This is a genomic window from Streptomyces sp. NPDC052012, from assembly GCF_040689265.1.
Taxonomy (GTDB): domain Bacteria; phylum Actinomycetota; class Actinomycetes; order Streptomycetales; family Streptomycetaceae; genus Streptomyces.
Map to the genome: position 1 here is coordinate 17,208 of NZ_JBFAXA010000013.1, position 11,210 is coordinate 28,417.

Sequence of the window (11,210 nt, forward strand, 5' to 3'; positions counted from 1 at the left end):
TGCCCATGACCGCTGACGCGGCGTCCGCGCCGATCGAGAAGACGGGAGCCGCCGGACCGGTGCAGGAGGGGCCGGCGGCGCCCCGCGGGCCGCGGGCCCGTACCTCCACCGCGTATCTGCGGTACGTGGCCGGCAAGGTGGCCGGCGCTGCCGTGTCGCTGCTCGCCGTGCTCGTCACCAGCTTCTTCCTGTTCCGGCTGATCCCCGGCGACCCGGTGAAGTTCATGACCGGCGGACGGCAGGTGTCGGCCGAGCAACTGGCCCGCTACCGGGAGCAGTTCGGTCTGGACCTGCCGCTGTGGCAGCAGTTCACCGACTACTGCGGCAAGGCGCTCACCGGTGATCTGGGGACGTCGTACCAGTTCAACGCCCCGGTGATCGACAAGATCACCGAAGCGCTGCCGAACACGCTGCTGCTCACCGGTACCGCCTTCGTGCTGTACACCGTGCTGGGGATCTTCCTCGGGACGCGCTCGGCGTGGCGGCACGGGCGGCTAGGCGACCGGCTCAACACCGGTCTCGCGCTGACGCTGTACTCGGTCCCGTCGTTCTGGCTGGGGCTGCTCCTCATCGTCACGCTGTCGGTGGGCATCGGGCCGCTGCCGGGGCTGTTCCCCACCGGGGGCATGGAGTCGGGCGGTGAGGAGGGCTTCGCGTACGTCCTGGACGTGGCGCACCATCTGATCCTGCCGGTGCTGACGCTGGTGGCCGTCGAGTACGGGCAGACGCTGCTGGTGACCCGGTCGGCGCTGCTGGACGAGATGGGCAGCGACTATCTGACCACCGCCCGCGCCAAGGGGCTGCGCGACGATCTCGTGCGGCGCCGGCACGCCGTACCGAACGCCCTGCTGCCGACCGTGACGCTGATCTTCATCAACCTCGGGCGGACGGTGGCCGGGGTGATCCTGGTGGAGACGGTGTTCTCCTGGCCGGGACTCGGCGGGCTGTTCTACCAGGCGCTCAGCGTGCCCGATCTGCCACTGGTGCAGGGGCTGTTCTTCGTGTTCGCCGCCGCGGTGATCGTGATGAACACCCTTGCCGATCTGATCTATCCGCTGCTCGACCCCCGGGTGGGCCGATGACGACCGAGAACGGCACGACGACACCGGACCAGCAGACGCCCGTGGCCGTGACGGTGCGTCCACGAGCGCTGGCCCGGCAGCGGCGGCGCACATCGGCCGCGCGCTTCTGGCGGCAGTACCGCACGCACCGGGCCGGCGTCCTCGGCCTGGCCGCGCTACTGCTGTTCGCGCTGCTGGCGCTGGCCGCTCCGCTGCTGGTCGGCTCCGACGTGGACAACGTGACCGACGCGCCCGGTGGTCCGCTCGAGAGCCCGAGCGCGGAATTCCCGTTCGGTACCGACCAGTTCGGGCGGAATCTGCTCGGTCTGGTCATCTGGGGTGCGCGGGTGTCGCTGCTGGTCGGGCTGCTCGCCGCCGTGCTGTCGGTGGCGATCGGCACGCTGATCGGGGTGACCGCCGGGCACTTCCGGGGCTGGTACGCGACGGTGATGATGCGGATCACCGACTGGTTCCTCGTGATGCCGACGCTGGTGCTGGCGATCGCGCTGGCCACGGTGATGCCCCGCTCGCTGCTCACGATCGTGGTGGCGATCGGCGTGACGACCTGGCCGACCACGGCCCGGCTGGTGCGCGCGCAGACCCTGGCGGTGGAGACCCGCCCGTACATCGAGCGGGCGCGGGCGCTGGGCGGCGGCCACTGGCACATCATGTCGCGGCATGTGCTGCCGAATGTGATGCCGCTGGTGCTGGCGCAGACGACCCTGATCATCTCCTCGGCGATCCTCGCGGAGGCGACGCTCGCGTTCCTCGGGCTCGGTGACCCGACGGTCGTGTCGTGGGGCGCGTTGTTGCAGGACGCGCGGGAGGCGGGGGCCGTGAGCTCCGGGCACTGGTGGTATCTGGTGCCGCCGGGTGTCGCCATCGCTGTCGTGGCGCTGGCGTTCACGCTGTGCGGACGGGCCGTGGAGCAGGTCCTCAACCCGAGGCTGGGGGTGTCGCGATGAGTCTGCTCGAGGTCAGGGGCCTGACGGTGACGTACCCGGGCGGTGCGGCGGCCGTGCGCGGGGTGGATCTGCGGCTGAACGCCGGTCAGAAGCTCGGGATCGCCGGCGAGTCGGGCTGCGGCAAGTCCACGCTCGCCCTCGCGCTGCTGCGGCTGCTGCCGGCGGGCACCCGGACCGGCGGGGAGATCCTGCTGGACGGCGAGGACGTGCTGGCCATGAAGTGGGGGCGGGTCCGGGCGGTGCGCTGGGCTGGTGCCTCGATCGTGTTCCAGGGGGCGATGCACTCCCTCAACCCCGTGCACCGCATCGGCGACCAGATCGCCGAGCCGATCCTGCTGCACGGCAGGGCGACACCGGCGGCGGCGCGCAGACGGGCCGGGGAGCTGCTGGAGCAGGTCGGTCTTCCGGCGGCCCGTTCGACGGCCTACCCGCACGAGCTGTCCGGCGGGCAGCGCCAGCGGGTGATGATCGCGATGGCACTGGCCTGCGACCCCCGGCTGATCATCGCGGACGAGCCGACCACCGCGCTCGACGTGATGATCCAGGCGCAGATCCTGCGGCTGATCGAACAGTTGGTGGCGGACCAGGACGTGGGTCTGATCATGATCAGTCACGATCTGGCGGTGCTCGCCGACACCTGCGACCGGCTCGCGGTGATGTACGCGGGCCGGGTGGTCGAGGAGGGCCCCGCCGGTCAGGTGTACGAGGCCGCACGGCATCCGTACGCGCAGGCGCTGTCGGCCGCGTTCCCCCGCATCGGCGACCCGGCCTCCCGCTTCGCGCCGCAGGGCCTGGCCGGCGATCCGCCGGACCCCGCGGCGCTGCCGGGCGGCTGCACGTTCCACCCGCGCTGCCCGGTGGCGCTGGATTCCTGCGCGACGGACGACCAGCCCTTGCGTGACGCGGGCACGGACCGGCGGGCGGCGTGCGTGCGGGTCGCCCCGGACGACACCGCCGAGGCGGTACCCCTGGAAGGGGCACGGACCAGCGCGGAATCCGGGGTCAACCAGGCGGCACGGCCCAGCGAAGCAGCAGGGCCCAGCCAGGCAGCACGGCCCAGCGAGGCAGCACGGCCCAGCGAGGAAGCGAGGCACAGCACCCCATGACCCTCTCCCCCGCCGCCGTCACCGACACCGGCACGGCCGCCCTGCTCAGCGCGAAAGGCGTGCACGTCTCCTTCCCCGGCCGGCACGGCGCGCCGGCCGCCCGCGCCGTGGACGGCGTCGACCTCGACATCCGCCCCGGCGAGATCGTCGCCCTGGTCGGTGAGTCAGGCTGCGGCAAGACGACGCTGGCCCGCACCCTGCTGGGCCTGGTCGCGCCGACCGCGGGCAGCGTCACCTTCGACGGACGGCCCCTGGACTACTCCGGCCGCTCCCTGAAGGCGTACCGCAAGCGCGTCCAGCTGGTCCTGCAGGACCCGAGCGGCTCGCTCAACCCCCGGCACACCGTGTACGACGCGGTCGCCGAGGGACTGCGCATCCACGGCTACGCCGGTGACGAGCAGGCGGCGGTCGCACAGGCACTGTCCCGGGCCGGGCTGCGGCCACCGGAGCGCTTCTTCCTGCGCTACCCGCACGAGCTGTCCGGCGGTCAGCGGCAGCGGGTGGTGATCGCGGGCGCGCTGGTCCTGGAGCCCGAACTCCTCGTCGCCGACGAGCCGGTGGCCTCCCTGGACGCCTCCGTGCGCGGCGAGATCCTGGCCCTGCTGCTGCGGCTGCGCACCGACCTCGGCCTGTCCGCGCTGGTCGTCACGCACGATCTCGGGCTGGCCTGGAACATCGCCGACCGGGTCGCGGTGATGTATCTGGGCCGGATCGTGGAGACGGGCCCGGTGGAACAGGTCCTGACCGCACCCCGGCACCCGTACACCCAGGCCCTGCTGTCGGTGCTGCCGGAGGCGCCCGGCGAACCGGTGGTCCTCACCGGCGAGCCCCCGGACCCGTCCCGCATCCCCTCGGGCTGCCGCTTCCACGCCCGCTGCCAGATCCTGGCGAGCAAAGAGGCGGAACGGGCGGGGCTGGCGGAGGCATGCAGGACCCAGGACCTTCAGATCCTCGACGGCAGCGGCGAGGCCCAAGTGGCCTGCCACTGGTCGACACGATCAGACGCAACCACCTAGGGGCGCGGGGAACCGCGCGACCAGCCACCACTCACCCGCACCCGGCACTCAGCCGGCTGAACCACCCTGAGACGCCGCCACAAGCTCCCTGCACCGCTCGACGTCCCTACCCATCTGCACCAACAGATCATCCAGCGTGTCGAACTTCGCCTGCCCCCGCACGAACGCCAGGAAATCCACGGCGACATGCAACCCGTACAGATCGAGCCCCACCCGGTCGATGGCGTACGCCTCCACCGTCCGCTCGGTCCCGTCGAACTGGGGATTCGTCCCGACGGAGATCGCCGCCGGCATGGCCTCGCCCTGCGCGTGCAGCCACCCGGCGTAGACCCCGTCGGCGGGGATCGCGGTGTGCGGGAGCGTCTCGACGTTGGCCGTGGGGAAGCCCATCTCGCGCCCGCGCTGGGCGCCGCGCACGACCACGCCCTCGACGCGGTGCGGGCGGCCCAGGATCTCGGCGGCGCCGGCGACGTCGCCCTCGGCGACCAGGCGGCGGGTGAGCGTCGAGGAGAACGGCTCGCCGCCGCCCGCCTCACCGGTCACGTACAGATCCACGACCTCGACCTCGAAGTCGTAGACCTTGCCCTGCTCGGCGAGGTACTCCACCGTGCCCGCGGCCTTGTGGCCGAAGCGGAAGTTGGGGCCCTCCACGACCGCCTTGGCGTGCAGCTTGTCGACCAGGACCTTCACCACGAAGTCGGCCGGGGACAGCTTCGAGAACTCGGTGGTGAACGGCAGGATCAGCACGGCGTCCACGCCCAGCTCGGCCATGAGCTCGGCGCGCCGGTGATGCGGGGCGAGCAGCGGCGGGTGGCTGCCGGGGCGGACCACCTCGCTGGGGTGCGGGTCGAAGGTGACGACGACGGCCGGGACGCCCAGCTCGCGGGCGCGGTCCACGGCGTGCCGGATGATCAGCTGGTGCCCTCGGTGCACGCCGTCGTAGGAGCCGATGGTGACGACGCTGCGCCCCCAGTCCTGGGGGATGTCCTCCAAGCCACGCCAGCGCTGCACTGTGCCTGCTCCTTGTCGAAACCTCGTCCAAACCGAGTACGCAGGTCTAAGGGTGCCATGCCGCCCGCCCCGGGCCCTCATCGGCATCGGCGCTGTGACGGGGTGCACGCGCGGGCGGGGCTCAGGCCGGGACGGTCACGCCCGCCAGGTTCTCGATGGTGCGCCGGGAGCTGGGTCCGACGACCACCGCCCACTCCTGCGGCGCGCTCGCCAGCCACTCGGTCACGGCGGCGGCGAAGCCCGGGACGTGCCGGGACAGGTCGACCAGGGCCCGGTCGAAGCGGGCGGCGCCCTCGGGGGTGCGGATCAGCAGCAGCCCGGTGCGATGGACGAGTACGCGCAGGTCGTCGCCGGTGCGATGGGCGGCCGCACGCAGGACGGCGTCGAGGACGGCCGGGTCGCTCTCCTGGGCGAGCAGGCGGTCGAGCAGCTTCCGGCGCAGCGGGCGGGAGGCCCGGGTGCCGGGCCCGGCGAGGACACCGGCGAGCGCGGCCCGCAGCGGCTCCGGGCCGTCGGCCAGCAGGCCGGTGAGAAGCGCGGGCAGCACGGCACGGTCGGCCGGCTCTGCCTCAAGCCGCCGCTCCGTGTACGCCGCCACGTGCCCGGCGATCTCCGGCCGCCGCTCGACCGCCTCCCGGACGAGCGCGGCGACCCGGGCGGCGGTCTCGGGTGTGGTGGCGTCCGCGAGGACGCGGAAGGTCTCGGCGGCGTCGGCCGCTCGTGCCAGCCGCTCGAGGAAGGCGTCGAGCACGGGCTCGGGGTGCGTGGCCAGGGCGTCGGTGAGGGCGGTCGCGGGCAGCAGGGGGTCGCCGGCCGCGAAGTACCGCAGGGCCCGCGCGAGGTGACGGTCCCTGCTGCTCGGATCGCGCACGAGCAGGGCGAGGGCACCGCCGTGCAGGGCGCGGTCGGTGCTGCGGACGAGCAGGGCGAGCGCCGCGTAGCGCAGCAGGGTGCGGTCGGCGCCGTCGCGGACGTGCGGGGCCGCCAGCAGTCCGTAGGTCACGGCCGCGGCCCGGCGTGTGGGGCGTTCGTCGCGCGCCCAGCGGTCGACGGCCCGGCAGACCGCGGTGGGCTCCTCCTCGGCGAGCGCGGTGAGCAGTTGCTCCGCCCTGCGGTGCGGGCTGTCGGCGAGGGCTTCGGTGAGCGTGTCCGGTGCGCGGTGCCGGTGGGTGTACAGCAGGGCCTGCGCCGCCGTGGCCACGGTCGCGTGCGGGGTGGCGGGCAGCGGCCGCTCGTCGTCGAACCAGCGCACCAGGAGCGGGACCACGGTGTCGGGGCCGGCGGTGAGCAGCCGCGCGGCCTCGTCGAGGAACCGCGGGCCGGGCTCGCACGGGGGGCGGTCGGCGTGCACGAGGCGGCGCAGCAGCGCCAGGCGCGCGGCCGGCGGCAGCGGGAGTTCCGCCCAGAAGGCCGGGCCGAGGCCCCGCGGCACCGTCCGCCGCTGCTGCCAGGCCACGATCCGGTCCGCGAGCAGCCGCAGCACCTCGGTGTACGGCGTCGCGTCGGGCAGGCGCGCGAGGGTTCCGGTGAGCAGCCGGGCGGCCCACCAGGATCCGGGGTCGGCGTCCAGGGCGTGCACCAGGTCCGCGAGCCGGGAGGCGAGGGGGCGGGGGCCGTGCTGCCGGGCGAGCAGCAGCAGGGCCTGCACGACGGGGCCGATGCGGTGGTGCGGGACGGTGTCCCGGCGGTCGTGCACCAGGGTGCGCAGGGCGCCGTCCAGGTCGAGGTGGAAACCCTGGATCCAGTCGGCGAACTCCTCGTGGGCGAAGCGGTAGCCGGATCCGGCGGGTACGAGGAGGCCTTCGGCGAGCACGGCGGAGGCCCAGCCGGTGCCGCCGCCGAGCCGCTGCGGCGCGGCACCCCACGGGAACACCTCCGCGAACGCCTCCCGGTCCAGTCCGCCCTGCCCCGCCCCGAGGCTCCGCCGCGCGGCCTCGTGCACCTGCCCGGCCACCTTGGCCGCGAGCCGCCGTACGGCCGTGCCGCGCAGCCCGTTCGCGGCGGCGAGGCGCACGGCGATGCGCAGGCACATCAGATCGAGGTAGGCGGAGAGGACACTGTCGCGGTCCGCGGGGGTGGGTTCGGCGGCGGGTGCCGGGGCGTCGGTGCGCGGATGCGGGCTGGTGTGGGGGCCCGCATCGGCGGAACGGGCACCGGCGGAAGCCGCGAGCACCCCTTCGGGGCCGGCGCCGGGCGCGCCGGTTCCGGGCCCCTCGGCTCGGCCGCCCGGCCCGCCCCCGGCGAGCGGGCGGGTCCAGGCCGGCAGCCCGGACGTCTCCGGGGCCGGCCCGCGACCGGCGCCGGGATCGGGCGGAGCCGCACAGGCCGCCGGGGCTGCGCCCTGTGCCTGCGTCCCGAGCGTCACCCCCGGCGACGTCTCCACGGCGGTGACCGGATCCTCTCCGCGCTCCTCGAACGCCGCGCGGATCTGCGCGAGGAGGTGCAGGGTCAGGGGGTGTCTGATGTCGGCGGTCTCGGGGATGCCGTAGCGCAGGCGGGCCTCCCGAGCCTCCGCCGCGCTGAGGTCCGCGAGGCGTACGCACGCGGGGAGACGGTCGTCACCGGGCTCCCGTCCGTGCAGCAGCTCCGCCGGGAAGCACGCCCCCGCCTCCTCCCAGTACTCCTCGCGGCACGCCACCACCAGCCGCGCGCCCTGCGCCTGGAGCCACCGAGCCGTCCCCGCGCTCCACTCGGCGAGGCGGTCGGCCAGGGCCGGCGGCATCTCCTCCGGTTCGTCGAGCAGGACCAGCAGCGGGCGGCCGATGCCGTGGGCGAGCCGGGCGAGGCGCTCCGGGCCGGTGTCGCCGAGACCGCCGGCCGGGAACGGGGCGTGCCGGGCGGCGGAGACGATCCGGGACGCCCGGTCCAGCGCACGGCGGACCGCGTCCGCGACCGAGGTGTCGTCGTCCCGCAGGTCCGTGCCGCGCAGCCACAGGGTCGGCCGCCCGGCCCGGTGCCGTCGCGCGGCGAGCGCCGCGAGTTCCGTCGTACGGCCGCTGCCGGGCGGTCCGGCGAGGCCCAGCACGGTGGCCGTGCCCTGTTCGAAGGCGGTGAGCTCCGCGACCGTGGCCGCCCGCTCCACCGGTTCGACCGGCGGCGGGAGAAGCGCGCCCGGGGGCCCGTCCTGCGCCACGGAGGTGGCCGTGAGCTCCAGCAGCCCGGCGAGGTTCAGATCGGCGCCGTAGGCCGGGACCGTCGCCGCGTTCTCGGCGAGCAGTTCCGCGAGCGGACCGGTACCGGGGCGCAGCGGCACCGCGAATCCGACATCGCTGCTGCCCGACGACAGCGCCGTGCCCAGGACGCCCAGCACGGCGCCGGTGTCCCTGTCGAGCACCGGGCCGCCCGCCGCGCCGCCGCCCAGCCGCAGCGCGTCCCGGCCCGCCGTGCCCACGGCGAGTTCCAGGGCGTCGGCCAGGGCGTGGCAGCGGTCCACGGCGGTGTACGTCACGGCGGTCACGCCCAGCACGCGGGCCTCCCGCCAGCCTCCGGCGGCGATGCGCACATAGGTGCCGGTCTCGACGCGTTCCCGCGCGGCGATCGGCAGCGGGGCCACCCCCAGTCCCTCGCTGTGCACCAGCGCGAGGCCGAGCGAGGGCAGCGGCGTCACCGAGTCCGCCGTCACCGCGCACCGGCGGCCCCCGGCGGCGTACAGCACGAGGCGCGGCAGGCCGTCGACCGCCTCGTGGCTGGTGATCAGCGTGCCGTGGTGGTCGGCCAGGAAGCCGGTGCCACGCGGCCGGCCGGCGAGGTCGTGGACGCGCACGAGGGCGTCGTCGGGGGCGCTCGCCGGGTCGGAGGCGCTTCCCCGGTCGCGGGCGCTCCCCCGCTCGGGGGCGCTCCCCCGCTCGGGGGTGCTCGCCTGAACCGGGGCGATCCGCTGAGCAGTCACGCCGCCTCCCCGCCGTACATCCGTGGTTCTGCGTCCGACGGTACGGCGAAGATGATCAGTGGGACAGATCGCTTCGCGAACGCGCCCCCTTCCGCTCCCCCGCTTCACTCCGAGCGCCCGCACCTACGGGTGAACGAACGGCGCTGGATGGATACACCCTGGTGGTGGGGGAACCGAGGGGGATCGTGGAGCGGCGGCATGAGCAACCCCGTGACGCCGCTCCACGGCTGGTGAGGCCCGGCGCCGTCAGCCGAAGACGGCGAGGCTCTTCGCCTTGCCCCGGTGCTGCTCCACGAGGGCGAGGAACCGGCCCTCCGGGTCGAAGACGGCCACGGGACCGCAGCCCGCGTAGCTGTCCGGCATCTCCAGCCGCACGCCGTTGGTGAGCAGCCGGGCGCGCCGGGCGTCCACGTCCCAGCGGGGGAACGCCGCCGCGGCGGCCTCGGCGATCGGCATCACGGTCAGCTCCTGCTGGAGCTGGTCCAGCGTCCTCGCCGAGTCCAGCTTGTACGGCCCGACACGGGTGCGGCGCAGCGCGGTGAGGTGGCCGCCGACGCCGAGATCGGCGCCCAGGTCGCGGGCGAGGGCGCGGATGTAGGTGCCGGAGGAGCAGACGACCGAGACGATCAGATCGAGCACCGCGGTGCCGTCCTCGGCGACGGCCTCGCGCACGTCGTGGACGGTGAAGGAGCTGACCGTGACCGGCCGGGCCGGGATGTCGAACTCCTCGCCCTCCCGGGCCCGCTTGTACGAGCGCACCCCGTCGATCTTGATGGCGCTGACCTTGGACGGCACCTGCATGATGTCGCCGGTCAGCTTGGCGACACCGGCGTCGACGGCCTCGCGGCTGATTCCGGAGGCGTCCGTGGAGGAGGTGACCTCTCCCTCGGCGTCGTCGGTGATCGTGTTCTGCCCGAGCCTGATGGTGCCCAGGTACTCCTTCTCGGTCAGCGCGAGATGGCCGAGGAGTTTGGTCGCCTTCTCGACACCGAGGACCAGGACGCCGGTCGCCATCGGGTCGAGCGTGCCGGCGTGGCCGACGCGGCGGGTGCGGGCGATGCCGCGCATCTTGGCGACCACGTCGTGCGAAGTGAAGCCCGACGGCTTGTCGACGATGACAAGGCCGTCGGGCGTGGGGTGCTTCTGGGTCATTCGGCGGTGTCGTCCGTCTCGTCGTCGTCCGGCTTGCGGTACGGGTCGGCGTCACCGGCGTACGTCGCTCCGGCGGACGCCTCGCGCACCTTGGCGTCGGACTGGCGCGCCTTGTCGAGGAGGTCCTCGATGGTGCGCGCCGTGTCCGGCAGGGCGTCCATGACGAAGGTGAGCGTCGGCGTGAACTTCACGCCCGCCGCCCGGCCCACCTCGGAACGCAGGATGCCCTTGGCGCTCTCCAGACCGGCGGCTGCGGCCTTGCGCTCCTCGTCGTCCCCGTAGACGGTGTAGAAGACCGTCGCCTCCCGGAGGTCACCGGTGACCCTGGTGTCCGTGATGGTGACGTGCGAGCCGAGCCGCGGGTCCTTGATCCCGCGCTGCAGCTTCTGGGCCACCACCTCTCGGATGAGGTCCGCCAGCCTTTTCGCCCGCGCGTTGTCGGCCACTGGTCGTCTCCCGTTCTTTCCTGTCTCAGTTCTCGCCAGCTGTGATCGTCAGTCGTCTTCGCCGTGGAAGCGCCGCCTGACGGACAGCAGCTCCACCTCGGGGCGCCCGGCGACCAGCCGCTCGCACCGGTCCAGTACGTCGGTCAGGTGCCCCGCGTCGCCGGAGACCATCGCGAGGCCGATGATCGCCCTGCGGTGGAGGTCCATGTGATCCACCTCGGCCGCGCTCACCGCGTACTTGCGCTGGAGCTCGGCGACGATCGGGCGGACGACGGAGCGCTTCTCCTTCAGCGACCGTACGTCGCCGAGGAGGAGGTCGAAGGACAGCGTCCCCACATACATGTATGCAACCGGTTCACCCGCCGGCACGGGATCGATGGGCCTTCAAGAACCGTACATCGAAGGGGTGCGGGGGTTCGACGGATATTGCGCTCCGTGCGTGGGGGCGAAAGCCCCCAGCACACGCGGTGCCGGGGGGGCGGGGGGCGGGTGCGGCGGCCCGGCGCCCCCCCCGGGGGGTAGGGCCCCCCGGTGCGCGGCACAAGCGAGTACCCCTGAAAGCCT

General features: G+C 74.0%; 9 protein-coding genes. 4 read left to right on the forward strand and 5 right to left on the reverse strand.

Annotated elements, in window-relative coordinates:
• Positions 1-5 precede the first annotated feature (5 nt).
• The 4 genes from AB0412_RS21100 to AB0412_RS21115 are packed head-to-tail and all read left to right on the forward strand — an operon-like array spanning position 6 to position 4,148.
• Positions 6-1,082 (forward strand): ABC transporter permease, encoded by a 1,077-nt coding sequence (locus AB0412_RS21100; protein ID WP_366404248.1) that lies wholly within the window; start codon positions 6-8, stop codon positions 1,080-1,082.
• Positions 1,079-2,026, forward strand: coding sequence for an ABC transporter permease (locus AB0412_RS21105; protein ID WP_366404125.1), 948 nt, complete (start codon positions 1,079-1,081; stop codon positions 2,024-2,026). The genes AB0412_RS21100 and AB0412_RS21105 overlap by 4 nt, the downstream gene beginning before the upstream one ends.
• Positions 2,023-3,132, forward strand: a complete 1,110-nt coding sequence (locus AB0412_RS21110) for an ABC transporter ATP-binding protein (RefSeq protein WP_366404126.1) — start codon at positions 2,023-2,025, stop codon at positions 3,130-3,132. The genes AB0412_RS21105 and AB0412_RS21110 overlap by 4 nt, the downstream gene beginning before the upstream one ends.
• Positions 3,129-4,148 carry an ABC transporter ATP-binding protein gene (locus tag AB0412_RS21115; protein ID WP_366404127.1) on the forward strand — a complete coding sequence of 340 codons (1,020 nt, stop codon included), beginning with the start codon at positions 3,129-3,131 and terminating at the stop codon, positions 4,146-4,148. Before AB0412_RS21110 ends, AB0412_RS21115 begins: the two co-directional genes overlap by 4 nt.
• A gap of 48 nt (positions 4,149-4,196) precedes the next feature.
• Here AB0412_RS21115 and AB0412_RS21120 read toward each other — a convergent pair whose 3' ends face one another.
• The 5 genes from AB0412_RS21120 to AB0412_RS21140 form a co-directional block, all read right to left on the reverse strand.
• Entirely contained in the window at positions 4,197-5,159 is a 963-nt protein-coding gene (locus AB0412_RS21120) for a bifunctional riboflavin kinase/FAD synthetase (protein ID WP_366404128.1), read from the reverse strand.
• Positions 5,160-5,280: 121 nt separating this feature from the next.
• A complete protein-coding gene (locus tag AB0412_RS21125) occupies positions 5,281-8,922 on the reverse strand; it encodes a trypsin-like peptidase domain-containing protein (protein ID WP_366404249.1) in 3,642 nt (1,213 codons plus the stop codon).
• 372 nt (positions 8,923-9,294) lie between these two features.
• Positions 9,295-10,200: a tRNA pseudouridine(55) synthase TruB gene (gene truB, locus AB0412_RS21130; protein WP_366404129.1), complete on the reverse strand. Its 906-nt coding sequence runs from the start codon at positions 10,198-10,200 to the stop codon at positions 9,295-9,297.
• Positions 10,197-10,646 (reverse strand): 30S ribosome-binding factor RbfA, encoded by a 450-nt coding sequence (gene rbfA, locus AB0412_RS21135; RefSeq protein WP_345584610.1) that lies wholly within the window; start codon positions 10,644-10,646, stop codon positions 10,197-10,199. The genes truB and rbfA overlap by 4 nt, the downstream gene beginning before the upstream one ends.
• Before the next feature lie 48 nt (positions 10,647-10,694).
• Complete coding sequence (locus AB0412_RS21140) at positions 10,695-10,988, reverse strand: DUF503 domain-containing protein (protein ID WP_095749689.1); 294 nt, start codon at positions 10,986-10,988, stop codon at positions 10,695-10,697.
• Between the last annotated feature and the right edge of the window lie 222 nt (positions 10,989-11,210).